We start from the raw sequence: 25,418 nt of genomic DNA, 5'->3' as shown, positions 1-25,418 counted from the left end.
TTGCGGGGAATACGGCCAATAAAAAACCACTCTAAGAGTGGTTTTTTATTGGCTGGCTGTGCAACCGGGTTAGGAGATGCGCTCTACCGAGCCACCAAGGCCCTTGAACTTATCTTCGATATGCTCATAGCCTCTATCCAGATGATAGATACGGTCCACTACTGTGGTGCCTTCGGCCATCAGTCCGGCAATCACCAAACTGGCTGACGCCCGCAGATCGGTCGCCATCACCTGAGCACCATTGAGCTGCTCAATACCGTGAATGATACAGGTATTGCCTTCCAGTTCCATGTTGGCGCCCATACGGTTCAACTCGGGCACATGCATAAAACGGTTCTCAAAGATGGTTTCCGTGATAGTGGCAGTGCCTTCTGCCAGTGCATTAAGCACACAGAACTGCGCCTGCATATCGGTCGGGAAACCGGGGTAAGGCAGAGTCTTGATATTGACTGACTTGGGACGCTTGCCCTTCATGTCCAGGGCTATCCAGTCGCTGCCGGTAAGGATTTCGGCGCCGGCATCTTCCAGCTTGGCCAACACAGCCTCCAGCGAGCCGGGATCGGCATCCAGACAACGGATCCGGCCACGGGTCACCGCTGCAGCCACCAGGAACGAGCCTGTCTCAATTCTGTCCGGCATCACCCGATAACGGCAACCATTGAGCTTTTCCACCCCTTGAATCCGTATGGTAGCGGTTCCGGCGCCCTCAATCTTGGCTCCCATGGCGATAAGGCACTTGGCCAGGTCCACCACCTCGGGTTCGCGGGCAGCGTTTTCAATCACGGTTTCACCATCAGCCAAGGCCGCAGCCATCAGCAGGTTCTCTGTGGCGCCGACACTGACCATATCCATAAAGATATGCGCGCCTTTGAGGCGGCCATCAACCCGTGCCTTGATATAGCCTTCATCGACTTCTATCTTGGCGCCCATCAGCTCCAGGCCGTGCAGGTGCAGGTTCACCGGCCTGGCACCTATGGCGCAGCCCCCCGGCAGAGACACATCCGCCTTACCAAAACGTGCCAGCAAGGGCCCCAGGATCAGAATCGAGGCGCGCATGGTCTTCACCAGATCATAAGGGGCGCAAAACTCATTGATGCCGCTGGCATCGATACGTATCTGCCCTTTGCCTTGCTCGCTGACGTCGGCACCGAGGCAACGCAACAACTTACAGCTGGTATTGACGTCCCTCAGATTAGGCACGTTGGAGACCAGGAATTCCGATTCGGTCAACACCCCGGCCATCAGGATAGGCAGAGCGGCGTTCTTGGCGCCGGAGATCACCACGTTGCCGGCAAGCGCACCGCTTGCCTGAATTTTCAGTTTATCCACATTGATACTCTAGGCTGGCATGTTGAAGATTTTTTCACGCTGCCACTGGGTAGGCGTAAAAGTCTTGATACTGAGCGCATGCATTTCACCACTGGTGATCTTGTCCATCAGGGGGGCATAGATTGCCTGCTGCTGCTTGATACGGCTCATGCCATCGAAACATTCACCCACGGCCACTATCTTGAAATGGCTGCCTTCGGCGCTGACATAAACTTCCGTCAACGAGAGTGAGTCCTTTAATATTTGTTCTATCTCTGTGGTATTCATAGGAAACTTACCTAGTTTGGCCCTCTGTGCTAAAGAAGGCATCCAAATCATACAGGGCGATCAACTTACGCACCTGTGGCGAGGGAGAAGCCAGGGTCAGCTCCCCCTTTCTGAGACTGACAAGCTCCATTAGAAACGCCATGCCGGCACTGTCTGAGTATGTCAGCTCGCTGAGATCCAACCGGCGCACATCGGCCGGCAGCAGTGTCTTGCGTGTCTTCCACAAACGGGTGACTTCTTCTTGAGTCAAACGCCCACTCAATTTGCAGCTATCGCCCTGTGGCTCAAGCTTCATAGCGCATCCTTGCCTTTGGGGCCATCGGGATCCACGTGAGCCTGAGTGCGCTCTTTTAGCATCTCAATCACGGCATCTATGCCCTTCTGGCGAATGAGTGTAGTAACTTCCGACTGCTTGGAGGCCAGCAGACTGACACCTTCGGCAACCAGGTCAAAGGCCTTCCAGCTGTCGTCCTTCAAACGACGCGCCTTGAACAACAATTTGATTGGCGGGCGGCCCGCTTCAATGATCTGTACATTCACCTCGACTATCTTTTCCTGGCTGAAGTCGATGGCACGGCCAAATTCCACTTTCTGATTGGTGTACTCGGTAAAAGCCTGGGCATAGGTGGAAACCAGATAGCCCTCAAAAGCATCGACAAAGGCATCACGCTGCTCTCTGGTGGTCTGCTGCAAGTATTGGCCCATCACCTTGTAAGCGGCGTACTTGTAATCCACATAAGGCATCAGCTCCTCTTTAACGATCACCTTGAGGTGATCCGGATTGCTGTCGATGATGCTCTTATCCTGATGAAAACGGTTAAATGTCTTGTCGGCAACCTGTTCCACCATGACATAAGGGTTGCTGGTATCGATATCGGTCGCCTGTGCCACTGTTGCAGACGCCAGACAGGCGACGGCCAACAGATTACGGATTATCCCTTTAAACATCTCAGTGCTCCTAGTTGTCCTTTGAACCCATGCTATATAAAAACTGCCCGATCAGCTCCTCCAACACCAGCGCCGAACGGGTATCATCGATGCGATCGCCATCTTGCAAAATCGCGATATCGTCATCCATAAACCCTGGAGTCAAGCCGAGGAACTGCTCACCCAGCAAGCCCGAGGTCAAGATAGCCAGGCTGCTGGTTTCAGGAAACTGGTCGTAACGCTTGTCCATGGTCAGGGTCACCACAGGCACCATCTGCTGGGGATCCAGGGTGATCTGACTGACCCGACCGACAACCACACCGCCCACTTTGACCGGCGAGCGTACTTTAAGGCCGCCGATGTTACTGAACTTGGCCGTTAGAGTGTAAGTATTGCTAGCGGACTGCACCTCCACATTGGCCACCTTGTATACCAGCAGCAAAAAAGCCACCAGTCCCGCCAACAGGAAGAGTCCCACCATAAATTCAATTTTTCGTGTCAACATAGAGTCACCAGAGTTAATCATCCATTATGCGCCGGCGCCAAAATCAGCGGGCAAACATCAGCGCCGTCAATAAGAAGTCCAGCGCCAATACCGCCAGGCTGGACTGCACCACAGTCTGAGTGGTCGCGCGGCTAATCCCTTCCGGATTAGGCACCACCTGATAACCTCGATAAAGGGCTATCCAGGTCACCACTATGGCAAAAACAAAACTTTTAATCAGGCAGTTGACTATGTCCTGCCGCCATTCCACCGCGGCCTGCAGAATCGACCAGAAGGCGCCATTGTCTATGCCTTTCCATTCAACCCCAACCAGATAACCGCCATAGATACCCACAGTGGTAAACATCAAGGCCAACAACGGCATACTGATCACCCCGGCCCAGAAGCGCGGCGCAATCACCTGCCGCAGCGGATCTATCGCCATCATCTCCAAACTGGAGAGCTGCTCTGTGGATTTCATCAACCCCAGTTCAGCGGTCAGGGCCGAACCGGCGCGGCCGGCAAACAGCAAGGCGGTAACCACTGGCCCAAGCTCCCGGAGCAAGCTCAGCGCCACCATGGGGCCCAGGCTCTCTTCAGTGCCAAAATCCACTAAGATGTTGTAGCCCTGAAGCGCCAGTACCATGCCGATAAACAGTCCGGAAACCAAAATGATCACCATGGACTGCACACCGACGACGTACACCTGCTTTATCAGCAATGGCAAGCCTTTGCGTGGCCGTGGCAGCTGCACCAGGGCGCCCCAAAGCATCACCCCGGCCTTGCCGAGCCCTGTTATCAGACCCAGTGCATTGCGGCCAAGATTGGCTATCGAATCAGTCAAACTCACCGAGCAACTCCTTCTGATAATCCTGCGCCGGATAGTGGAAAGGCACTGGGCCGTCCGGCATACCGTCGATAAACTGCCTCAGCTGTGGATTGTCGGCCTGCTTGAGCTCGGACGGAGTACCATGAGCTATGATGCGCTTGTCGGCAATCACATACACATAGTCGGCAATGCTCAGCACTTCGCCCACGTCATGGGAAACCACCACAGAGGTGAGATTCAAGGCATCGGACAACTCTTTAATCAACTTCACCAGCACTCCCATGGAAATGGGGTCCTGACCGGCAAATGGCTCGTCATACAGCACCATTTCCGGCTCGAGCGCTATGGCACGGGCCAAGGCAGCCCGGCGCTGCATTCCGCCGGAGAGTTCGCTCGGCATCAACTGCGCCGCGCCGCGAAGTCCTACGGCTTCAAGCTTCATCAACACTATGCGACGAATGATGGCTTCCGGCAGCCCTGAGTGTTCCCTGAGAGCAAAGGCCACATTATCGAACACATTCATGTCGGTAAACAGGGCACCGCTCTGGAACAACATGCTCATTCGCTTACGAGCTTCAAACAGCTCGTGGCGGCTCAGCTTGTGAAGATCCTGACCATCGAACAACACCTCGCCGTGATCCGGAGTCAACTGCCCGCCGATGAGCTTCAGCAGCGTAGTCTTGCCTATGCCGCTGGGTCCCATGATGGCAGTGACTTTACCTCTGGGAATCGTGAGGCTTATCTGCTCAAAAATCACCCTCGATCCACGACTGAAGCCGAGATTATTGACCTCGACCAGGGGAGAAGGATTTTGCTGCTTGCTGGATTCCGGCATCAAAATGAAATGGAGACCTTGTCTAGTGGAATTCAAGTTACGGCGCGGCTGTAGCACCACGGCACATATGGCCCGCCGTTATAAGGCTTGATACTGCCGCAGGCTTACTGAATTGACGCTGAATGGCGCCCGGTAACCCGTCTGGCCAAGCCAAAGATAAGCGATAAATTGTACGCAATTGAGGATAAGCGCACAACTGAATCAATAGTATCGCGCCGTGATACTTTCAATTTGTAGCAAATACGGCGAAAATGCACGCCAGAATCCGTAGCTTTATTTACTGCATGTTATTCAATATTTTCTTGCTGCTCGCCGGCTTGTCCGTCCTGGTCTGGAGTGCCGATAAATTCGTTTATGGCGCCGGGGCTTTTGCCCGTAACCTGGGGTTACCCCCCATGTTGATAGGACTGACCATAGTCGCCATGGGCAGTTCGGCCCCTGAGATGTTCGTTGCCGCCAGCGCCTCCATGGCCGGCATGCCGGATACGGCCGTGGGTAATGTGCTGGGCTCCAATGTCGCCAATGTCAGCTTGATCCTGGGGTTGACCGCCCTGCTCGGGGCTATTGCCGTCAGCTCCAAGACCCTGAAGCGGGAGATCCCCATGATGCTGGGCGCCACAGTGCTGGCGGGTTACTTCCTGCACGATCAGTATCTCAGCCGCAGCGAAGGAGTTATTTTACTGGCGCTGTTCTTCGGCCTGATGGGCTATCTTATCTGGCATGCACTGACCAATAAGAATAAGGATCCACTCGCCGATGAAGCCGATGCCGAGATCCCCAAAGATGTGCCCACTGCCAAGGCAGTACTCTGGTTGATCATAGGCTTGGTACTCTTGCCACTGTCGGCAGACTGGATGGTCGAAGGTGCCGTGGGTATTGCCAAGTCTTTTGGGCTATCGGATCTGGTTATCGGTCTGACCATCATTGCCGTGGGCACCAGCCTGCCGGAACTGGCAGCCTGCGTAGCCGGTGTGCTCAAGAAAGAGGACGACTTGGCCATAGGCAATATTGTCGGCTCCAACCTGTTTAATATTCTGGCGGTATTGGCAATACCCGGTCTTATCGCCCCGGGCGTAATCGACGCCGCAGCGGCCGGACGCGACTTTTATATGGCTTTGGGCACCAGTTGTGCCCTGGCACTCCTGGTGCTGAGCACAGGTAAACAACGTGAACTCAAGCGCTGGCACGGTGCCTTACTACTGATAAGCTTCATTGGCTATCAATACAGCCTGTTTCAATCCCACTAGCGATGAAGGGCAAAAAGACGAGAGACAACTATGGCAGAAGCTAAGCAACTGCGCCAATGGGGCCGCAGAGTAATAGATATCGAGAAACAAGCACTGGATAACCTGTACCAGTTTGTTGATTCCCCCGAGTTCGCCCAAGCCTGCGAACTGATCCTCAACTGCAGCGGCAAGGTGATAGTGATGGGGATGGGGAAATCGGGCCATATAGGCAATAAGATTTCTGCCACCCTCGCCAGCACGGGCACCCCGGCATTCTTCGTTCACCCGGGCGAAGCCAGCCACGGCGACCTTGGAGTGTTGAGTGAAAACGATATCGTATTGGCTATCTCCAACTCGGGCGAGTCCAGCGAAATTCTAACCCTGATCCCCGTCATCAAGCGCCAGGGGATCCCTATGATCTCCATGACAGGCAAGCCAGAATCCACCATGGCTAAGCTGGCGCAGCTGCATCTATGCATCAAGGTGCCGGAAGAAGCCTGCCCGCTGGGCTTGGCCCCCACCTCCAGCACCACGGCCACCCTGGTGATGGGAGACGCCCTGGCGGTCGCCCTGTTGCAGGCCAAAGGCTTTACCAAAGACGACTTTGCCCTGTCGCATCCCGGCGGCGCTTTAGGGCGCAAACTGCTGCTCAAGGTCAGCGATGTGATGCATAAAGACGAAGAACTGCCGTTGGTCACAGAAGATATCTGTATCACAGACGCCCTGTATGAAATCTCCAAGAAGGGTCTGGGTATGACCTCAGTGGTCAATCAGCAGAAGCAGCTGGTGGGTATTTTCACCGATGGTGATTTGAGACGTGTCATCGACGCCGGAGTCAACCTGCGTACCACCAAAATAAGCGATGTCATGACCCGGGATTGCATCACCAGTGGTGACAATATCCTCGCGGCGCAGGCGCTCAAGGTGATGGACGAAAACGACATTAACGGCCTTATCGTCATCAATGGCGCCAATGAGCCGATTGGAGCACTCAATATGCTGGATATGGTCAAGGCGGGGGTTATCTGATGAGTCATCAAGGTTTTTACGGACCCATAAGCGAAGACAACTGGCAAAGAGCCGCCAAAATCAAGCTGCTTATTTGTGATGTCGACGGTGTCTTCTCCGATGGCCGTATCTATATGAGCAACAGCGGCGAAGAGCTGAAGGCCTTTCACACCCGCGATGGCTATGGAGTGCGCTCGCTGCTGTCCTGCGGCATTCAGGTGGCGGTGATCACCGGCCGCAAGTCCCAGATAGTCGAAAACCGCATGACGGCCCTGGGGGTAGACAAGATTTATCAAGGCATAGACAACAAGCTTGAGCCCTATGAGGCGCTGCTTAAACATTATGACCTCAAGCCTGAACAAGTGGCCTATATAGGTGACGACATTGTCGACCTGCCGGTGATGAAGCAAGTTGGACTGGCGGTTTGCGTGGCCGATGGCCATCCTTGGGTAAGGCAGCACTGCCACATGATCACCCAGATTACCGGCGGCCATGGTGCGCTGCGGGAGCTGGCGGATCTTATCCTGCTCAGTCAGGACAAATTTGAAAATGCCCACGGAATGAGTATATGAATAGGGTCACTCTGGCCATTATTTTGTTTTTCTCCACTGCACTAATCCTTTACTGGCAGGTGCAGAACAAGCGCAACGCCCAACAGAGCGAGGCGCCGGTGGATGTGGTGCGGCCGGACTTTGTCGCCGATGACCTGCGCTCAGTCAACTTTGACGAGCAGGGCAATGTCGCCAGCAGGGTCGCGGCGGCACACATGGAACACTATGAAGCCAATGAGAAGACCTTCTTCAACCAACCGGTTTATCTGGTCTATCCGGACAAGGGCGAAGCGCAGTGGCGCCTGTCTGCCAACGAGGGCAGGCTCAATCGCAAGAGTAACCGAGTGGTACTTGAAAATAATGTTATCATCGACGCCATTAGCCCCAATGAACCGATCCAGAGCCTGAAAACCAGTTATGTGGAGCTGGATCTGGACACCATGATCATGACCTCAGATCGCGAGATCCTGATCGAAGGCAGAGACTTTAATATCAAGGGATCCGGCCTGTATGCCGATCTCAACGCTCAGCAAGTAAAGCTGACCAGTCAGGTGAAAGGAACCTATGAAACCAAGTAAGCTTTTTATCGGTGCCCTCTTGTGCATCACAAGCCTGTCGGCGGTGGCCATTGAAGAAGATCTGCTGCAAAAAGTCGAGATCAGCGCCGCCAATCAGTTTGCCGATATCAAAAACAAGCGCGTGGTATACGGCGGGCCTGTCACAGTCACCCAGGGCAGTTTGAAGCTGCTGGCCGATGAACTCACGGCTTACACTGAGGACAAGAGTGGCGAGCGGATCCTGGTGGCCAAGGGCTCACCTGCCACCTATACCCAGAAGCTGGAAGATGGCCGTCAGGCCAGTGCCAAGGCCAAAGAGATCCACTACAACATAGACAGCCGCATCATGACCTTGATAGGTCAAGCCAAAGTGGAACAGGACGGCAGCGAAGTAACCGCCGAGAAGATAGTCTACGACATCAACAAGCAGCAGCTGGAAGCGGAAAGCAGCGGCAAAGGCCAAGATAGGGTAACCACTGTTATCCAGCCGGAAAACTATCAGGATCTCAATAAGAAAGAACAGCAGCAGGAGCCGCAATGACCAGCACCCTGACGGCACAAAACCTGGCAAAGAGTTACAAGAAGCGCAACGTAGTCAAAGATGTCAGCCTATCGGTCAATACCGGCCAGATCGTGGGGCTGCTGGGCCCCAACGGGGCGGGCAAGACGACTACCTTCTATATGGTGGTTGGCCTGGTGCAGAGTGACAAGGGCCGTATTTTCATTGACGACGACGAGCTGACCTTGGATCCCATGCACCTGCGTGCCCGTAAAGGCATAGGCTATCTGCCACAGGAAGCCAGTATTTTCCGCAAGCTGTCGGTACATGACAACATCATGGCCGTACTGCAAACCCGCAAAGAGCTCAACAGCGACGAGCGCGAGGAACAACTCGAACAGTTGCTGGAAGAATTCCACATTACCCACATACGTGACAGCCTGGGGATGTCCCTCTCCGGCGGTGAACGCCGCCGGGTGGAAATCGCCCGGGCATTGGCCGCCAATCCACAGTTCATTCTGCTGGATGAGCCGTTCGCCGGTGTGGATCCCATCTCAGTTATCGATATCAAGAAAATCATCGAACAGCTTAAGTCCCGCGGTTTGGGGGTGCTGATCACAGACCACAATGTTCGCGAAACGCTCGACGTTTGTGAGCGAGCCTACATTGTCAGCCATGGGCAGTTGATTGCCGAGGGCACACCCGCTGAAATCTTGGACAACCAGCAAGTGCGTGCTGTGTACTTAGGCGAACAATTCAGGCTATAGTTAGGATCATGTCATCCGGCGGCAATTCCGGGTATTATAGTTTGTTATTATTGAATTTTTTCCTTGAAAAATAACGAGTAGGGATTAGCGGTATAATGAAAGCGTCACTCCAGCTCAAATTGGGTCAACAGTTGACCATGACACCTCAGTTGCAGCAGGCAATTCGCCTGCTGCAACTGTCGTCCCTTGAGCTGCAGCAGGAAATCCAGGAAGCCTTGGAAGCCAACCCTCTGTTGGAGATGGCCGAGGACAACCAGGATGACGCTATCGACGACAACCACAAGGAAAACGACGCCGGCGAATTGAGCGTCAAGCAGGAAGATGGTTCCACGGTAGAAACCTCAGAGGCATTGAACAATGAGTCTATGCCGGATGAATTGCCTATGGATACCACCTGGGATGAAGTCTTTACCGCCGCCAGCGCCTCAGGGCCGGCTATGGGCCGTGAAGATGACATGCCCTTCCAGGGTGAAACCAGCGAAGGTCTCTATGAACACCTAGAATGGCAAAAGAACCTGACCCCGTTTTCCGATACCGACGACGCCATTGCCACCGCCATCATAGATGCCATCGACGAGCAGGGCTATCTAACCCAGAGCACTGAGGAGATCCTCGAAGCCATGGGCAACCCTGAGATTGAGCTCGATGAAGTCGAGGCGGTACTCAAGCGGATCCAGCACTTCGATCCCATCGGCATCGCCTCCAGAGATCTGCGCGAATGCCTGCTGATCCAATTGCAACAGTTTAACGCCGACACCCCGCATCTGGCCGACGCCCGCTTGTTGATTGACGAACATCTGGATCTCATCGCTACCCGCGACTTTCGCACCCTAATGCGTAAGACCAAGCTCAAGGAAGATCAACTGCGTGACGCCATCAACCTTATTCAGAGCCTCAATCCCCGCCCCGGTTTGCTGGTGCAGCCGATGGACGAGGAATATGTGATCCCGGATGTCAGCGTCTGGAAGAAGAACGGGCGCTGGGTGGTGGAGCTCAATCCGGACTGTATGCCCAAACTCGGGATCAACCAACAGTATGCTGCCATGGCCCGTAGCGCCCGCAGCCAATCAGACAGCCAGTTTATTCGTGGTCATCTTCAGGAAGCCAAATGGTTTATCAAGAGCCTGGAGAGCCGCAACGACACCCTGCTCAAGGTGGCCAACTGCATAGTGCAGTTCCAGCAGGGATTTTTTGAATATGGTGAAGAGGCCATGAAACCCATGGTACTCAACGATATTGCCGAGGCGGTCGAGATGCATGAATCGACCATCTCCAGGGTCACCACTCAAAAGTATATGCATACCCCAAGGGGAATATTTGAATTGAAGTACTTCTTCTCCAGCCATGTCGGTACCGAAGATGGCGGAGAATGCTCTTCCACGGCGATCAGGGCTTTTATCAAGAAGCTCGTGGCAGCGGAAAACCAGAAGAAACCTTTGAGCGACAGCAAGATGGCACAACTTCTGGCAGAACAGGGAATCAACGTTGCAAGACGCACCATAGCCAAGTATCGCGAGGCTATGATGATACCACCGTCGAACCAGCGTAAGAGTTTATAAATCCACAGTTGGAAATTGGAGGAATCTTTCTATGCAAATCAACCTGACAGGACATCATATCGAGATCACCGACTCACTGCGTGACTATGTGGAAAGTAAGTTTTCGAAACTTGAACGCCATTTCGAACAGATCAATAATGTGCACGTTGTGCTCAATGTACAAAAACTGCAACAGATTGCCGAAGCCAAGATCAACCTCACAGGCGGCGAAGTCTATGCAACTTCTGAACATGCCGACATGTATGCCGCCATCGACGTTCTGATTGATAAATTGGATCGTCAGGTCATTAAACACAAAGAAAAGCTGACAAAACACTAACGATGGAACTGAGTACCATCCTGCGGCCGGAGTGCACTACCTGTGCCACTCCGGGCAGTAAGAAAAAGGTACTGGAGCTAATTAGCGATCTCGCCAGCGCCCAGTACCCCACCCTTTCCTCTCAAGCGATTTTTGAAAGCCTTTTGGCCCGCGAAAAGATGGGGAGCACAGGTATAGGTAATGGTATTGCGATTCCGCATGGCCGGCTGCCTGATATCACAGAGCCGATTGCCGTGCTGGTCAAATGCGAAGAGCCTATCGCCTTCGATGCCATAGACAACCAACCGGTGGACATACTGTTCGCCCTTCTGGTTCCCGCAGATCAATGCCAACAACATCTGAGTACCCTGTCTGCCATGGCTGAAAAGCTCAGCGACAAAGCAATACTCAAGCAGTTGCGTAAATCCCGCGATGAAACAGAACTCTATCAGGTGATCACAGGATGAAACTCGCTATAGTCTCAGGCCGCTCCGGTTCCGGAAAATCCGTTGCCCTCAGGGTACTCGAAGACCTGGGTTACTACTGTGTGGATAATCTGCCCCTGCCCATGATAGGCAGCCTGCTGGAAAACCTCCGAGGCAGCAATGATCTGGTCGCCATCAGCATAGATGTGCGCAACATGCCGGATCAGGAAAAAGTGCTGGAAAAACAGTTGGCGGCACTGCCGGAAAACACCCAACTGACCAGCTTCTTCCTCAACGCTTCCGATAAAGTACTCCTTAAACGCTACAGCGAAACCCGCAGATTACACCCCCTATCCAAGAGCACTGTCTCGCTGCAAGATGCCATCAAGCACGAAGGTAAGTTGCTGGAGCCTATGTCGAAACTGGTGGATCACTACATAGATACCTCGGCACTGAATATCTATGAACTCAGTGACAAAGTGCGAGAAATTCTGCTGGGCAGCGTCGACAAAGAGTTGGTGATCAACTTCGAATCGTTCGGCTTCAAGCACGGCATGCCCCAGGAAGCCGACTTCATGTTTGATGTGCGCTTTCTGCCCAACCCTCACTGGGAACCGGCGCTCAGGCCGCTGACTGGGCTGGATGAGCCGGTACAGGAATTCCTTATCCGTCAGCCACTGGTGAACAAATTTATCTGGCAGATAGAGAATCTGCTGGAAACCTGGCTACCGCACCTTGAACGCAACAACCGCAGCTATCTCACCATAGCCATAGGCTGCACCGGCGGCCAGCATAGATCTGTCTATGTCGCCGACCAGCTGGCCAAGCGTTTTGGCAACAGCAAACACAAGGTACAGGCCCGCCACAGAGAGCTGGGCAATGGCAAAGGTTGAACGGGAAGTCACCATAGTCAACAAGCTGGGCCTGCATGCCCGCGCCGCCACTAAGCTGGCGGTGCTGGCCAGCGAGTTCGAAGCCGATATCACTCTGATCCAGGGCGAGAAAAAGGCCTCGGCCGCCAGCGTGCTTGGGCTCTTGATGCTGGAAACCGGTCAAGGCAAAACCATACGCCTTATTGCCGAAGGCCCGGATGCCGAACCCGCAATGGATGCCATCTGCGCTCTGATAAACGCCCGTTTCGACGAAGCCAGCTGAAGTCTTAGGGAAAGACACAACACAGCAGGCAGTACGGTAAGCCGACACAGAGCACGCGTGGGACTTGCTCGCCCCTTCCTTAGCACTGCACTCTTTGTTTCTATAACTCCCCTGTCTTGAGGTAACATATCCTCGCTTTGCATCACAGGGGGAACTGCATGCCAATAGAAGCGCTCGACCAAGAGCTGACAGAACAACGTCTTACTCAACTAAACCAAGCTCTTGGCAGTGGTATGTTCGTGCATGTGCGCGACATGCTGCAGCGAATGACAGCTTCGGATATCGCCTTTATTCTCGAATCTTCACCACCACGTACCCGTCAGGTACTCTGGCAACTTGTGGATCAGGAACAGAGCGGTGAGATCCTCGAAGAGCTGGGTGAGGATATGAAAGACCAGCTGATCAGCCTGATGAGTCCTGAGCGCTTGGCACGAGCGACCGCGGGTATGGATACCGATGATCTGGCCTATGTGCTGCGAAGCCTGCCGGATACCCTCTACAAACAGGTACTGCACTCCATGAGTGCCCAAGACAGGGCCAGGGTCGAACAGGCGCTCTCCTATCCGGAAGACAGTGCCGGCAGTCTGATGAACACAGATACCGTGACCCTGAGACCGGACGTCAACGTCGATGTGGTGCTGCGTTATCTGCGTCAAAGAGGCGAGTTGCCCGAAGCCACAGATACCCTCTATGTGGTAGATAGACGCGATGTTTTGCTCGGTGGCGTTAAGCTCTCCACCCTGCTGACCTGTAACCCCACCGCCGGGATCCGCAGCATAATGGATCCCGAGCTTGAGAGTATTCCCGTCACCATGCCGGACAATGAAGTGGCCCAGCTGTTTGAACGCCATGACTGGGTTTCGGCACCAGTGGTCGACAGTGAAGGCCATCTGCTTGGTCGAATCACCATTGATGATGTGGTGGATGTTATCCGCGAAGACGCCGAACACTCCATGATGGGGATGGCGGGGATGGACGATGATGAAGACACCTTCGGCCCTGTGTTCAAGAGTGCCTTTCGCCGCTCTTTGTGGCTAACCTTCAACCTGTTTGCCGCTCTGTTGGCCGCCTCGGTCAGTAATATGTTTGAAGGCACACTGGAAAAATTTGCCACCATAGCAATTCTGATGACCATAGTGCCCAGCATGGGCGGCGTTGCCGGTAACCAGACTCTGGCGCTGGTGATCCGCGGTATCGCCCTCGGCCACATAGGTCAAAGCAACTCCCGTTGGCTCATAGGCAAAGAACTGGCTATCGGCTTTCTCAATGGCCTGCTGTGGTCGGCGTTGGTATTCACTGCCGTGTGGATCTGGAAAGGCGATCTGGCGCTCGGCGCCCTTATTGGCGGTGCCATGTTAATCAATATGACGGTAGCCGGTCTCGCCGGGGCCAGCATCCCTTTAATACTGAAAAAGCTCAATGTGGATCCTGCACTGGCCGGTGGCATGGTGCTAACCACAGTGACAGATGTGATAGGCCTGTTCGCCTTCCTGGGGTTGGCGACTCTCGTTTTAATGAGCTGAGGCGCTGATTTTAGTGAGCTGAAGCTCTACTTTTGAGGGCAGAATAACGGGGCCAAGAGCATCAAGCTCTGACCTTGATGAATAAAGTAACAACAGGGCGACCAAGCTCGCCCTTAGGCTGTAAAAGATAGCGAGTCAGTCTTTAAGCCAACACACCTTGGGTTCACCCTGCTCACAGAAAACGGAGACACACTCGCCACGGCTCACCAACAGAAATTCCTGCAACTTGAGGTTGGCGCTGGCCATAAAGCCGCTGCGCTTGGCCTCTTGGCGGTACCAGCCGCCGTTGGAAATCTGAAATAACCAGCCATTGGAAAGGCTGCATTCGGTCCAGAACTCCATCAGGTCACCCTCATCCAACATTCGAAAGCCAACCACAGAGTCAAAATGAACCTGCGCCCTGCTACCTTCGACACTTACCTCGATATCCAGGCCCTGACTTTCATAGCAAAGGCGAATAAATCTCACCTCATCACCGAGGTAATCTGTCGCTATCGGTAAGCCTTTGGTTTCGAGCATGCTCCCCCCTGGTAAGGATATAATGCCTTACTTTAGAAGGATAATAATTGCCTGTGCAAGCTGATTTGCTCAAAAAGTAGCTATATACCCATAAAGAGAGTGTGCTTCAGTTCCGGGGAACTGAAGCACACTCTCCAAATATCTCAGTTATAGCGACTAAGGTTTAAGCGGCGCTTCAAAACCATAAGAGGCCAGAATGGATTGCCCCTTGGGAGACAGAATATACATGGCCAGCGGCCAAGCGGCAGGGTCGGCCTTATCCAGCACCAGCATGCCATAGTTGGCACCCACTGCCAGCGACTCGGGCAACGCCACTATCTTTAGAGCAGGCACTTCTTTCTTGGCCAAAACAGCGTTGGTGCAGTAGGTTAAAAATACATCCGCCTGTTTATTGACCATCACCCAGCCATAGGGGTTCTTGCCTTTAGGGGGTTTGGCACTATCGGCGCCACCGGTCAATTGCAGTGCCTTGGCCGCCAATTTGGCCTGGCTACCCGGCTTGATAGCTTCGGCGCGGTCAAACACCTTGAAAGCATAGTCTCCGGCAGGGTCAGCCTTGGGAGTGGAGGTGCCCAGCTTGATCTTGCTATCCAGCAAAGTATCCAGCATATTTTCTGTCGTCAGAGGGACATTATCTTGCGCCAAGGCGCACAGGCGGTTACGGGCAAACATCACCACAGGCGCACCCTTGCCTTCCTGCATCAGTTTCTGTGGATGCTTCATATTGGCCGACGCAAACAGGTCGACCTTCTCGCCCTCTTCAATTCGGCCTCTGAGCAGGCCTGAAGGAGCAAACTGAGCATTAACCTTAACGCCGCCATCGGCCTGATAACTGGCGATAACATCCGTCATGGCTGTCTTCAAACTTCCTGCGGCCCTGAATTCCAAATCCGCCGCCTGCGAGAAGGCGGGCAGTAACAGTGCGAGTAAGCAGACGCTCTTTTTCATTTATTTTTCTCCGGTGTATAAGATACAGATGCCGCTAAACTCAACCAAAGCGCGTCACAAATCAACGCACCACGACAGAACTTGTCATAAACTCCCCTCAAGATCACGCCATCTGACAGAAAAAACCGGAGAAAGGGACAATTTGACCCAATAAAAAGGGCCGCCGCAGCGACCCTTAAGCTTAAAATCTTAGCCAAGTGGACTAAGAATAATCTCTACCCGACGGTTCTGTGCCCGCCCCTGAGGGCTGGCATTTGAGGCGATTGGGCTGGCCTCACCTCGGCCTTGGGTCAATACTCGCTGTCCGGATACACCTTTACGGATCAAGTAATTACCAACCTCACTGGCGCGAACCTGTGACAATCTCAGGTTGTAGGACTCAGAGCCACTGCTGTCGGTATAACCCACTACATTCAGTTGAGTCTTGTCATATTCCTTGGCCACCAGCACTACGCTGTCCAATACCCGCATGGCGCCGCTACTGAGATCTGTCTTATCGACCTGGAAAGTCACTTCATTGGGCATGTTGAGCACTATGGTATCGCCCACCCGGGTCACACTGACACCGGTAGACGCCAGTTGCTGACGCAGTTTGGTTTCCTGCACATCCATGTAATAGCCGATACCACCGCCTACGGCAGCGCCGGATGCTGCCCCGATCAGGGCACCCTTGCCCCTGTCGCTCTTGCTGGAGGAGGCCACACCTATGGCCGCGCCGGCTACGGCACCTATCAATGCTCCGTTGGTCGCCTTGGCAGTCTGTTGCTCATTGGTATAAGGATTCACAGTGGTACAGCCAGTTGCCAGCATTGCCAGCAACAGAGGGGCTGTCAGAAAAGCGCGCTTTTTCATGTTATTTTTCCTTCGTCTGCTTGTTCCAAGCTAAGCGGAACCTACCTGGCGCCAAAGTATATAGCAGCGCCTCAAGCAGACAATCCCCCCGGAGGCCATAGAGGCGGCAAATCCGCACGGCGTTCAGCATAGATTCAGTCAAATCCGACATTTCCTAACCAGGATTGTCAGCCAAGTGTCACGGCGCTGACATCAAATGAAGTCCCAAAATAGAGCAGACTGCACTCTATTGGGTGGCGCCAGGCAGATACATCCGATAATGAAATGAATCAATTTTCTTTTATATCAACATATTAAAAGAAGATTAAAAACTGGCATGTTTCTTACATACCTATAAAGCAGTATTCCACTGTTCAGGAGTCATTATGAAAACACTGATGAAAATGCGCAGCAGTTGGCAATCACTCTGGCATTGCCTCAAGCACTTGGGCTACAGCCAATGGGATGTGGAATAGCAGAGCTGGAATCACAGCTCTGAAAAACCATTCTTGAACCATCAGGGAGGCAGTATGGAAATTAACGAGCAGAAGCTGCGACAGCAAGCCATTAAGGAAGTGACCCAAAACGGCAGGCTTATGTTTGACGTTGCCCGTCAGCATGGAATCTCCACCAAACAGGTTTATCAATGGCTGGCACAGAATGAAACAACAAGCAGGCCCAGGCAATCCCGGCTGATGGGAGAACTGCTGCAACTGCAGCGGCGCATTCGTCAGTTGAGCCAGGAGTTTACCCTAATCCGTTAAAGTTTCGACAGGAGCGAACCTGACACACTGTTATCGCCCCCAACGATAAAAAATGTACATATAACAACTATAAAGCGCTACATTTTTAAGGTTCGTTCCTGTCATTTTATTGCCGTTACTGGCCGCTTAGACGCTTGCCAAAAGAGATGGCATAAGCCGCGGATCTCAGCCGCAGCACAGGGTCATCACTGGCGGCAATCCCTTTACTGAGCACATTGGGATCAAAATTCAGCTTGTCACAGGCCGAAGCCGCAACCGAGTCTATGGTCAGGCGCCCGAGAGTGACCCTGGGTCGGTCCTCCGGCCACTGCTGTGAAGGGTCCAGCAAGGGATCTCCCTCCTCGGCCAGGGTCAGCTTAAGCTCAAAGTGAGCCGGCCCTGTTTTCAGCCTCTGCATCAACCTGTCCACCAGAAAATCATCTGGCAATTGTGCCAGCTCGGCATCCGTCAGAGACTGCTCTCCGTCCACAGGCCAAAGCTCCCAGCGACCAAAGCGCTTTTGCTGGTCTTCATTACCAAAGATAAAGCTGTGAATGCCAAAGTAGTTGACCGAGGTATAGGCCGCCGGTGGATTGTGCTGCTTTAGCCACTGCCCCTGACGGGCGGCATCCGGATGTTGCTGCAGATAGCGTGCAACCGCGCCGGTTTCCCCCTCACGCTGCGCCAGTGACGCGCGCAGCAAGCCAAGAAAACTGTCGGGATCTTTCCCCGGAAACACAGGCGTGGTCAACCCGGCCAACTGATGCACCTGCCCGTCTGGCAGTTCGATGCGCACGCCTATCCCCCTTGGGCTGCGACTGGTATCGGCCACAAAAGGATCGCCGCCCGCCATGGAAAAACGCACCTGAGCGGGCAGAGCCTGCTCTGTGGCAAACAGAGGTAACTCCTTGAGCCAGGGCTCCCCTGCACTAGGCCGGAAACTGCCAATGGTACAGATTCCCTTGGCATGCCCCTTACGTTCTCCCGGATGTTTACCGGAAAGCGCTTCAAATACTTGAATAAAATCATTTGCCTGAGCCGCCATTACCGAACTGGAGCCCAAAGCACCCAACTGAGTCCCCAAGAGCAATAACGCAGACCAAACCGATACTCTCATGCTTACTCCTTTTGTAAAAATCATAATCCAGGCCTGAAACAGGCCGCCCAATCCAGACCGGGAAACCCGGCGGATTATTTCAGGAGAGACCCAAAGGCCATGCTATGCTGAGGACGGCAACAGACGACAGGAGGCGGCAATGCAATATCGGATTGAGCACGACACCCTGGGCGAGGTCAAGGTAGAGGCAGACAAATACTGGGGCGCCCAGACCCAGCGCAGTCTGGAAAACTTCCCCATAGGCCCGCAAGCGAGTATGCCAAAGGCCATCATCCACGCCTTCGCCCTGTTGAAAAAAGCCGCAGCCCAGACCAATGCCGAGCTTGGGCAACTGCCCAAGGACAAGGCGGCGCTCATCGCCAGAGTTTGCGATGAAATCTTGGCGGGCCAACTGGAGCAGCACTTTCCACTGGTCATTTGGCAGACCGGCAGCGGCACCCAAACCAATATGAACCTCAATGAGGTGATAGCCAATCGAGGCATGGCTCTGGCAAATAAGGCCATCAGCCTGAGCCCGAACGATGATGTCAATCGCAGCCAGAGCAGCAATGATACCTTCCCCAGCGCCATGCATATCGCTGTAGTGCTCAAGACCTGCAGACACACACTGCCGGCCATAGGTGCACTGCGCGATACCCTTAAACGCAAGTCACAACAGTTCGCCGATATTACCAAGACCGGTCGCACCCACTTTATGGATGCCACCCCACTGACACTGGGACAGGAGATCAGTGCCTGGGTGACTCAGTTGGATAAAGGCATAGGCGCCATAGAGCAGGCGTTGGCAAACTGCCGTGAATTGGCTCTTGGCGGCACAGCCGTGGGGACTGGGCTCAATTCTCCCGCAGGTTATGCCGAGCGCGCTGCCGAACTGATATCGTCATTCAGTGGTGAGCAGTTTGTCAGCGCGGCCAACAAGTTCGAGGCACTGAGTGCCAGCGATGCCATGGTCGAGCTCAGCGGCGCCTTCAAGCGCCTGGCGGTCAGCCTGATGAAGATAGGCAATGATGTTCGCATGCTCGCCAGCGGCCCCCGTTGCGGCATAGGGGAACTGCAGTTGCCTGCCAACGAACCCGGCTCCAGCATAATGCCCGGCAAGGTTAACCCGACTCAGTGCGAGGCGCTGACCATGGTAGCGGCTCAGGTGATGGGCAACGATCTCGCCGTCAGCATAGGTGCCAGCAACGGCCAGTTTCAGCTCAATGTCTTTCGGCCGCTCATTGCCGCCAATCTGCTGCAAAGCGCCGAATTGCTGGGTGATGCCTGTCTGAGCTTTGATGAGCGCTGCGCTTCGGGGCTGGAACCCAACCGCGAGATGATAGCCAAGCAGCTGCAGCGCTCCTTGATGCTGGTCACCAGCCTCAATCCTCACATAGGCTATGCCAAGGCGGCCCAAATCGCCAAGGACGCCCACCAAAGAGGCATTAGTCTGAGGCAAGCTGCGTTGGAGTCAGGACTGGTAACAGAGGCCGAGTTTGATACTTGGGTCAATCCGGCGAACATGTTGGGCCCTTTCCAGGCTAAATTGTAAATTTGTATTAATACGTATCAGGTTTGGAGCTAATCGCTGTATTATACCGACTCCTCGCCACGGATTAGGCTTATTCAACTAATAAGCAGTCATTTACAGAATGAAATACCAAAATATCTTATTGGCACTGAGCGCGCTCATGCTGACCCAATGCAGTTCACTCGACCTCAACCAATGCCAAAACTCAGATTGGTTTTCCCTCGGACTTCAGGATGGCAACAATGGCGCTCATGCCAGCAGGATCAATAATTATGCCGAAGATTGTGCCGAGTTCGGCATTCGGGTTGATCATGGCGAGTGGCGCAATGGCTATCTACAGGGGCTGCAAAACTACTGTCAGCCGGAAAATGGCTACCGAGTCGGCCTGGCAGGTGAAGGCTATGCCGGTGTCTGTTCCAGCAACGCCTTTGTCGAACAGTACAATGCCGGCTACCACCAATACCAGCTCAACAAACGTGCCGATGAGATCCGCAGCCGCCTGCGTCAGATAGATTATCAAATCCGCGATCTGGATCAGAAGCTGGTGTCCATGACAGACAAGGCCAGCACCCTGGAGAAGAAAAAACAGCTGCTGAATGAAAAAGACAAGCTGGTGAACGAGCTCAGGTATCTGCAAGTCCCGGATGTGCAGTTCAGATGGCAATTCTGACACTTGCCGACCTTAAGTTAAGCCGCCGACAGACCGCCCAGGCAGGTAAAGCTAAGGGCTACGCAAGGAGCTTGGTTTGGCCGCTTATCTGTCGCTCGGCCAAGAGACAGATAAGCGCTGAAACAACAGCCTGCCTCAGCAAGGAAATATACCGGCGATAACTGACGGCAAAACTCTCGGTGGCGGCATCGAATAACAACTCACCTATGATTCGGTCACCAAGATGCATATCCAAGACAAGGTTTGCGGTTCCACTTATACCCCCCATATCCAGTACCACCCATATCCAGTAACACCCGGTCAAATCAACATCAGGCTTGGGCTGCGCCAGCAAACGAACCCCAAACCATTGAGTATCTTGAAGACAGTAGAGATATGGACATCTTCAGCCATCTCTACCCGGATCAAGGTTTTGTTGGTGACACCACAAAACATTGCCACCACTTACTGAGTGAATGCCGCTTCCTTTCTGCAGGCCTTAATCCAAGCACCCGATGCATATGGAGTTAATGGGGCCATAAGAACGACGCAAAGTGTAGTTAAGTACACTTTTTCATCCATTCAAGCTGAAATCACCATGCCTGTTACTGCGGGAACAGACCGGCGATACCGGCGATAATCGCCGCTGGCAGGATTGCCACCACAGCAAGCACAGCAACGGCGCTGCCGAGGCAACCGGAAAGCTGGCTCTGCCTTGCCTTAAGCTCAGCCTCTTGTATCGGCCCAAAGGCCTGCTCAGCCGCCTGTATTCTTTGCTGCAACTGCCGCTCGGCAGCTAGGGCCATCTCTTTGGTGTCACAGGGCTGCTTTTCAGTGACCAGGGCCAACTCCCCCTTGAAAGCATGGCCGGTAAAGCGATAGTTGCCTTCGGAGAAGGTCTTCTTTTCAAACTCAAGCCCGAGCACGGCATTGCAGCCACACTGCTTAGCCAGTTCTTCTATATACTGGCGCCCCTTGGCCGGGTCTTTGAAAAAACGGGTCGAAATAGGCAAGCGCAACGCGGCGTCACCATGCTTGGGATTGCTACCCTTGGAGGTGAAGAAATTCAGCAGTCGCTCTCTTATATAGACCTCAGGAATACGGATCTGCTTGGCAGACAATCCCTTGGGAGTTGGCGTAGGGTCAAACTCGACCAGCACATTCTTGACCAGCTTAGCCTCATCACTCCTGTTCACCAGGGCCGAAACATGCAGAAAATAGCTTTCACCATCATCCCCATTGATAAAGCCAAATTTTTTAGATGAGACATACGAAACGACTTTTCCTTTCACTACACAATCCCGATAACTTTCTCTACTATTTCCAAAGCCCTATACAGCAACAGCCATAAAAAACCGCCGCAGCAACAGAACAGATTCAAGCCACCGATACTAACATCTCAACCCGGCAGCAACTGCTGCAACATCCTCAAAATCCGGTTAAAACCGTTCACTTTTCCCTAAAAATCATCGCCGCTTCCCCGCCAGCCACTTTTTGCCCGTTAACAGGCCAGCAAAACCATTCACTGAAGCCGCTAACTCAAGCGAGCAAATTAAACGGGCAACTCAAGCAGGCAACTAAAACAAGTCACTCAAACAAGTTACTTCAGCCAAACCGCACAACAAAACCCCATGCGGTAAAGCTTGTTTTTCACCGCGGCAATATTGTAGGATTGGCTAAGCTTTTAACAAAAAACCAACGAAAAGCAATACTTAAGCGCTAGCTAAAGTGCGAACAATAATCAGGGATGGCTGCCGCTCTCACCCGGAGCAGGCAAAAGGCAAGGATAAGCTTTCAACACCTCACCTCATATTCCTCCCTGACCCAAGCCACTTTAACCGCAGCGCAATTTGTGACCCAGACTAAGGTTTCACCGGCAACAAGTTGTTAGCTTAAACGTTGTTTTAAAAGAATATTCAACATGACAGAAACTGCTGTCTGATAGCCAAAATCAGGGGCGGTAGCGTCAAATTACGGGTAATAACGGCGCATTTCAGTGGACGCCAGTTGCCAAGCTTATTCCACCCACCTCAGTAGTATCTCGGCGCAATGGGCTCGCTCCCGACCTCGGAATAGCTGAACCCTAACCAAAAAATCAATCTTAGCGCTGTATTTTCAAAGGAATGAATCTAGATGCAAGACGTCAAAGTCAACCTATACGACTGCAAGCACTGCTCTGGTACAGGAACCTGCAGTAGTGGAAAAGATAACACCTCGTGTGAAGTCTGTGCCAAGAAGAATGAACTACCATTCTGGCGCAGACGAAATCAACATGGACTGCTTTGTGGTTCATGCGGTGGCATAGGAAAAGCAGAACCGTTAACGGAAAGAATGAACAAGCGAATAGCCCCCCTATTGGCGATTTCTCTAGTAATAATCCTATTAGGTATCATCGGCGTATCGGCTCTATTTGAGAACAAATACTTCTCTGAAATACTTGCATTTGCAGGGGCGATTATAGGTTCGGTATGCGGTTTTTATTTCTCAGCAATCAAGAGCCAGAGTTAACCAACACTTAATAAAACCAAGTACTAACAACATGAAAGAAAGAGAAAAAATCGCCGTATTTATTGATGCCGATAATGCTCCTGCCCGAAAGTTCGATGTCATTTTGGCAGAACTGGCCAAACATGGTGTGGTAAGCATACGCAAAGCCTATGGTAACTGGAAAAGCCCGGGGCTGAAGCAATGGGAAGATATTCTGCACGAATACGCCATTCAACCGATTCAGCAGTTCGACCTAACCAAAGGCAAGAACGCTACCGACATTGCACTGGTGATAGATGCAATGGACATACTCTATACCAAGGACATAGATATCATTTGTCTCATCTCCTCTGACTGCGACTTCACCCCTTTGGTCACCAGAGTGCTCTCAGATGGTAAAACCGTATTCGGCTTTGGTGAGCGTAAAGCCCCCAACGCATTCGTTAACAGCTGCTCCCGCTTCCTCTACCTAGATGCAGAACCCGAAGTCGAAACCGAAGTAGAAGTGTCTATAGAGAAAGTCGCTGAACAAGCCACAGAGAAAGAGATTAAAACTGCGAATACAACAAAAGCGAACTCATCCCCCAAATGCAGCCTCAAAAGTGACACGAAGCTAATTCACCTATTACGACAAGCAATTGAGGCAACCGAAGAAGATGATGGTTGGTCACGACTTGGCGCAATCGGCTCACATATTTCAAACCACAGTTCTTTCGACCAAAGAAACTACGGTTTTAAAAAGCTTGTAGACCTATTTGCAGCAATTGATCTATTCGAAATACGAAAACCAAATAAAACAATGGTTTTGGTTAGAGACATAAAACGCGCAAAGAGAAATGGTAGATAGATAAAGCGAAGGTGATGGAGGCCTCACTCTTTGTACCATATTCACCCAATAACGTCAGGTAAAGCACTAATGAAAGTAAAAGATGTAGGTAAGGCAATCGGGGGAGTTTGAATTAAACAACATTCCTAAACTAATCAGTTATATATTTAAAATCATCTTTTTATTAACCTTGCGGCTGATGTATTTTATCACAAACTTAATTAAAAAGTATTGGTATATTTACTTTGCATTTTTTACTTGGCTTTTTACAAGAAGTTCAAAGCTAATGGTTTTGGATAAAGATCACAGTAGTTATAACAACATTGGTCCAATTAGTATCAGTGAGGAAGGCTTCTACACTGTCGGGATGGTTATTGGCGGATATATAGTCGCTCACAAGATAGCCAACAAGTTAGCACCTATTTTCAAACATTAAGCGAAATGAGAGTTGTGGGTGTCCTCACTCTGTTTCTCGCCTCTGATTGACTGCGCAAAATAGGCATCTACCGGACGCCCGTAAACAACCATGGTTCTCAATGCAACTTTCACCAACAATCTAAGCCTCTCAGAGCAGGAATGGCTATTATGTTCAGTTTATATGGAAAATTCAAAAGCGTATTAGATCGCTAAAGCTATTAATTAAAGATAATCAACATAGAGCAGCGTAAGAAAAACATAATATAAAATTGGGGTAATAATGAAATCTAACAGTCTATTCCACTACGCATTCGTTCACGAAGAATTTTGTAAAACTGGTGACATATTCAAAGGAATAATACCGCTTTTTTCTCCAATTATAGAGAAAAGAGATGGACAACAATTTGAACCAACAACATTCTCAAAATATGTTAAAGAATTTTACGGCCTAGATATTCATCCTTATGTAGCGGAAGAGTTTGGCTCTAAGTTACTCGAATCCGGACATTTAATAAAAGACTCCCAGGGTTTAATGTATTACAATTACAAGAACATTAAAATCTCAAAAAATACTGATCTCAAAGAAAACATAGCAAAACTATTTTCAGCTTTTGAATTATTTGCAAGTAAACTAATTAAAAAGGATGTGAAAAATATTGACTTCCCCTCGGAGTTTTCACACAGACTTGCAAGGATAAATGACATTGGTAGCATTCAAGAAGTAGCACAAGATGGTGAGGATATAAAATCTATTCTTGACTATGCTTTTGCTAGATTTGTTTACCGGATTACTAAGGTAAGCAGTTCATTGTCTGAAGTGTTAATGGATGCATATTCAGGAGCTGTATTTTCCGAAGTAGTATTAAATTTACAAAATCCCAAATTTGAGCAGGATAAAATCTCAGGAAAAATTGTTTATATAGATGCAAATATCATATTGGATATCTTAGGGTTCAATGATGAGTACTCTGTTGATTGTTCAAGAAAACTAATAGAAGAGCTAAATAGAATTGGGTGTATTGTTAGCACAACTGATTACTATATTGACGAGGTAAAGGAAACTGTTTCAGCTTCATATACCAATTATAGAAACAAAGGCCCCAGAAAAACAAATGTAGATAAATTCTTATTT

At 51.7% G+C, this 25,418-nt stretch carries 31 protein-coding genes and 1 pseudogene; 18 read left to right on the top strand and 14 right to left on the bottom strand.

Annotated features, from left to right (window positions below; all coding sequences use genetic code 11):
* Window positions 1–69: 69 nt before the first annotated feature.
* The 7 genes from murA to mlaF are packed head-to-tail and all read right to left on the bottom strand — an operon-like array spanning window position 70 to window position 4,671.
* A complete protein-coding gene (murA, locus tag ACMHXH_RS06825; RefSeq protein WP_071476733.1) occupies window positions 70–1,329 on the bottom strand; it encodes a UDP-N-acetylglucosamine 1-carboxyvinyltransferase in 1,260 nt (419 codons plus the stop codon).
* A 9-nt stretch (window positions 1,330–1,338) separates the two neighbouring features.
* Window positions 1,339–1,596, bottom strand: coding sequence for a BolA family protein (locus tag ACMHXH_RS06820; RefSeq protein WP_039033477.1), 258 nt, complete (start codon window positions 1,594–1,596; stop codon window positions 1,339–1,341).
* Window positions 1,597–1,603: 7 nt separating this feature from the next.
* The gene (locus tag ACMHXH_RS06815; RefSeq protein ID WP_039033478.1) at window positions 1,604–1,891 is read right to left on the bottom strand and encodes a lipid asymmetry maintenance protein MlaB; all 288 of its coding nucleotides are present in this window, start codon (window positions 1,889–1,891) and stop codon (window positions 1,604–1,606) included.
* Complete coding sequence (locus tag ACMHXH_RS06810) at window positions 1,888–2,544, bottom strand: phospholipid-binding protein MlaC (RefSeq protein WP_039033479.1); 657 nt, start codon at window positions 2,542–2,544, stop codon at window positions 1,888–1,890. The genes ACMHXH_RS06815 and ACMHXH_RS06810 overlap by 4 nt, the downstream gene beginning before the upstream one ends.
* A 10-nt stretch (window positions 2,545–2,554) precedes the next feature.
* Window positions 2,555–3,028: an outer membrane lipid asymmetry maintenance protein MlaD gene (gene mlaD / locus ACMHXH_RS06805; RefSeq protein WP_039033572.1), complete on the bottom strand. Its 474-nt coding sequence runs from the start codon at window positions 3,026–3,028 to the stop codon at window positions 2,555–2,557.
* Between the two features lie 43 nt (window positions 3,029–3,071).
* A complete protein-coding gene (gene mlaE, locus ACMHXH_RS06800; RefSeq protein WP_039033480.1) occupies window positions 3,072–3,857 on the bottom strand; it encodes a lipid asymmetry maintenance ABC transporter permease subunit MlaE in 786 nt (261 codons plus the stop codon).
* Window positions 3,844–4,671 (bottom strand): phospholipid ABC transporter ATP-binding protein MlaF, encoded by an 828-nt coding sequence (gene mlaF / locus ACMHXH_RS06795; protein WP_039033481.1) that lies wholly within the window; start codon window positions 4,669–4,671, stop codon window positions 3,844–3,846. Before mlaF ends, mlaE begins: the two co-directional genes overlap by 14 nt.
* Before the next feature lie 284 nt (window positions 4,672–4,955).
* Here mlaF and ACMHXH_RS06790 point away from each other — a divergent pair, with 284 nt between their 5' ends.
* From ACMHXH_RS06790 to mgtE, 12 genes are all read left to right on the top strand, one after another.
* The gene (locus ACMHXH_RS06790) at window positions 4,956–5,918 is read left to right on the top strand and encodes a calcium/sodium antiporter (protein ID WP_039033573.1); all 963 of its coding nucleotides are present in this window, start codon (window positions 4,956–4,958) and stop codon (window positions 5,916–5,918) included.
* A 30-nt stretch (window positions 5,919–5,948) separates the two neighbouring features.
* Window positions 5,949–6,926, top strand: a complete 978-nt coding sequence (locus tag ACMHXH_RS06785; protein ID WP_039033482.1) for a KpsF/GutQ family sugar-phosphate isomerase — start codon at window positions 5,949–5,951, stop codon at window positions 6,924–6,926.
* The gene (gene kdsC, locus ACMHXH_RS06780) at window positions 6,926–7,477 is read left to right on the top strand and encodes a 3-deoxy-manno-octulosonate-8-phosphatase KdsC (RefSeq protein ID WP_039033483.1); all 552 of its coding nucleotides are present in this window, start codon (window positions 6,926–6,928) and stop codon (window positions 7,475–7,477) included. The genes ACMHXH_RS06785 and kdsC overlap by 1 nt, the downstream gene beginning before the upstream one ends.
* Window positions 7,474–8,034 carry an LPS export ABC transporter periplasmic protein LptC gene (gene lptC, locus ACMHXH_RS06775; RefSeq protein ID WP_039033484.1) on the top strand — a complete coding sequence of 187 codons (561 nt, stop codon included), beginning with the start codon at window positions 7,474–7,476 and terminating at the stop codon, window positions 8,032–8,034. Before kdsC ends, lptC begins: the two co-directional genes overlap by 4 nt.
* The gene (gene lptA, locus ACMHXH_RS06770) at window positions 8,021–8,554 is read left to right on the top strand and encodes a lipopolysaccharide transport periplasmic protein LptA (protein WP_039033485.1); all 534 of its coding nucleotides are present in this window, start codon (window positions 8,021–8,023) and stop codon (window positions 8,552–8,554) included. The genes lptC and lptA overlap by 14 nt, the downstream gene beginning before the upstream one ends.
* Window positions 8,551–9,279 carry an LPS export ABC transporter ATP-binding protein gene (gene lptB, locus ACMHXH_RS06765; protein WP_025011764.1) on the top strand — a complete coding sequence of 243 codons (729 nt, stop codon included), beginning with the start codon at window positions 8,551–8,553 and terminating at the stop codon, window positions 9,277–9,279. The genes lptA and lptB overlap by 4 nt, the downstream gene beginning before the upstream one ends.
* A 95-nt stretch (window positions 9,280–9,374) precedes the next feature.
* Window positions 9,375–10,838 carry an RNA polymerase factor sigma-54 gene (locus ACMHXH_RS06760; RefSeq protein ID WP_039033486.1) on the top strand — a complete coding sequence of 488 codons (1,464 nt, stop codon included), beginning with the start codon at window positions 9,375–9,377 and terminating at the stop codon, window positions 10,836–10,838.
* Window positions 10,839–10,869: 31 nt separating this feature from the next.
* Window positions 10,870–11,157 (top strand): ribosome hibernation promoting factor, encoded by a 288-nt coding sequence (gene hpf, locus ACMHXH_RS06755; protein ID WP_039033487.1) that lies wholly within the window; start codon window positions 10,870–10,872, stop codon window positions 11,155–11,157.
* A 2-nt stretch (window positions 11,158–11,159) separates the two neighbouring features.
* The gene (ptsN, locus tag ACMHXH_RS06750) at window positions 11,160–11,603 is read left to right on the top strand and encodes a PTS IIA-like nitrogen regulatory protein PtsN (protein ID WP_039033488.1); all 444 of its coding nucleotides are present in this window, start codon (window positions 11,160–11,162) and stop codon (window positions 11,601–11,603) included.
* The gene (rapZ, locus tag ACMHXH_RS06745; protein WP_039033489.1) at window positions 11,600–12,454 is read left to right on the top strand and encodes an RNase adapter RapZ; all 855 of its coding nucleotides are present in this window, start codon (window positions 11,600–11,602) and stop codon (window positions 12,452–12,454) included. Before ptsN ends, rapZ begins: the two co-directional genes overlap by 4 nt.
* A complete protein-coding gene (locus ACMHXH_RS06740) occupies window positions 12,441–12,716 on the top strand; it encodes an HPr family phosphocarrier protein (RefSeq protein WP_039033490.1) in 276 nt (91 codons plus the stop codon). The genes rapZ and ACMHXH_RS06740 overlap by 14 nt, the downstream gene beginning before the upstream one ends.
* Before the next feature lie 158 nt (window positions 12,717–12,874).
* On the top strand, window positions 12,875–14,239 hold the full coding sequence (gene mgtE / locus ACMHXH_RS06735) for a magnesium transporter (protein ID WP_039033491.1): 1,365 nt from the start codon (window positions 12,875–12,877) through the stop codon (window positions 14,237–14,239).
* A 135-nt stretch (window positions 14,240–14,374) separates the two neighbouring features.
* On the opposite strand, the gene ACMHXH_RS06730 is transcribed toward mgtE, so the two are convergent.
* The 3 genes from ACMHXH_RS06730 to ACMHXH_RS06720 form a co-directional block, all read right to left on the bottom strand.
* Window positions 14,375–14,758 carry a hypothetical protein gene (locus ACMHXH_RS06730; RefSeq protein ID WP_052247989.1) on the bottom strand — a complete coding sequence of 128 codons (384 nt, stop codon included), beginning with the start codon at window positions 14,756–14,758 and terminating at the stop codon, window positions 14,375–14,377.
* Between the two features lie 156 nt (window positions 14,759–14,914).
* Entirely contained in the window at window positions 14,915–15,706 is a 792-nt protein-coding gene (locus ACMHXH_RS06725) for a molybdate ABC transporter substrate-binding protein (RefSeq protein ID WP_039033492.1), read from the bottom strand.
* Between the two features lie 189 nt (window positions 15,707–15,895).
* Window positions 15,896–16,558, bottom strand: coding sequence for an OmpA family protein (locus ACMHXH_RS06720; protein ID WP_039033493.1), 663 nt, complete (start codon window positions 16,556–16,558; stop codon window positions 15,896–15,898).
* Between the two features lie 509 nt (window positions 16,559–17,067).
* Here ACMHXH_RS06720 and ACMHXH_RS06715 point away from each other — a divergent pair.
* Entirely contained in the window at window positions 17,068–17,301 is a 234-nt protein-coding gene (locus ACMHXH_RS06715; protein ID WP_039033494.1) for a transposase, read from the top strand.
* A 115-nt stretch (window positions 17,302–17,416) separates the two neighbouring features.
* Here the strand turns inward: ACMHXH_RS06715 and ACMHXH_RS06710 are convergent, their stop codons facing one another.
* Window positions 17,417–18,397 carry a catalase family peroxidase gene (locus tag ACMHXH_RS06710; RefSeq protein ID WP_039033495.1) on the bottom strand — a complete coding sequence of 327 codons (981 nt, stop codon included), beginning with the start codon at window positions 18,395–18,397 and terminating at the stop codon, window positions 17,417–17,419.
* Window positions 18,398–18,536: 139 nt separating this feature from the next.
* Between ACMHXH_RS06710 and fumC the strand changes: the two genes are divergently transcribed.
* On the top strand, window positions 18,537–19,928 hold the full coding sequence (gene fumC / locus ACMHXH_RS06705; RefSeq protein WP_039033496.1) for a class II fumarate hydratase: 1,392 nt from the start codon (window positions 18,537–18,539) through the stop codon (window positions 19,926–19,928).
* Between the two features lie 100 nt (window positions 19,929–20,028).
* Window positions 20,029–20,577: a DUF2799 domain-containing protein gene (locus ACMHXH_RS06700; protein ID WP_039033497.1), complete on the top strand. Its 549-nt coding sequence runs from the start codon at window positions 20,029–20,031 to the stop codon at window positions 20,575–20,577.
* Between the two features lie 58 nt (window positions 20,578–20,635).
* Here the strand turns inward: ACMHXH_RS06700 and ACMHXH_RS06695 are convergent, their stop codons facing one another.
* The 3 genes and pseudogenes from ACMHXH_RS06695 to ACMHXH_RS06685 all read right to left on the bottom strand — a co-directional run bounded on the left by ACMHXH_RS06695 (window position 20,636) and on the right by ACMHXH_RS06685 (window position 21,848).
* Complete coding sequence (locus ACMHXH_RS06695) at window positions 20,636–20,845, bottom strand: hypothetical protein (RefSeq protein ID WP_152608412.1); 210 nt, start codon at window positions 20,843–20,845, stop codon at window positions 20,636–20,638.
* 71 nt (window positions 20,846–20,916) lie between these two features.
* Window positions 20,917–21,096 (bottom strand): annotated as a pseudogene (locus tag ACMHXH_RS06690) (helix-turn-helix domain-containing protein); the annotation flags it as partial.
* 65 nt (window positions 21,097–21,161) lie between these two features.
* Complete coding sequence (locus tag ACMHXH_RS06685) at window positions 21,162–21,848, bottom strand: cold-shock protein (RefSeq protein ID WP_039033499.1); 687 nt, start codon at window positions 21,846–21,848, stop codon at window positions 21,162–21,164.
* An 841-nt stretch (window positions 21,849–22,689) separates the two neighbouring features.
* Between ACMHXH_RS06685 and ACMHXH_RS06680 the strand changes: the two genes are divergently transcribed.
* From ACMHXH_RS06680 to ACMHXH_RS06670, 3 genes are all read left to right on the top strand, one after another.
* Window positions 22,690–23,064: a molecular chaperone DnaJ gene (locus tag ACMHXH_RS06680; protein ID WP_039033500.1), complete on the top strand. Its 375-nt coding sequence runs from the start codon at window positions 22,690–22,692 to the stop codon at window positions 23,062–23,064.
* Between the two features lie 31 nt (window positions 23,065–23,095).
* Complete coding sequence (locus tag ACMHXH_RS06675) at window positions 23,096–23,890, top strand: NYN domain-containing protein (protein WP_039033501.1); 795 nt, start codon at window positions 23,096–23,098, stop codon at window positions 23,888–23,890.
* Between the two features lie 676 nt (window positions 23,891–24,566).
* Window positions 24,567–25,418 (top strand): hypothetical protein (locus ACMHXH_RS06670; protein WP_413737853.1); only part of this gene is annotated, 852 nt, incomplete at its 3' end.

Origin of the sequence: Shewanella sp. BJSY2023SW001, assembly GCF_047314685.1 — a bacterium.
Lineage (GTDB): Bacteria > Pseudomonadota > Gammaproteobacteria > Enterobacterales > Shewanellaceae > Shewanella > Shewanella indica.
Note: the sequence above shows the minus strand (reverse complement) of the source record. Positions and strands in the feature narration are given on the sequence as shown.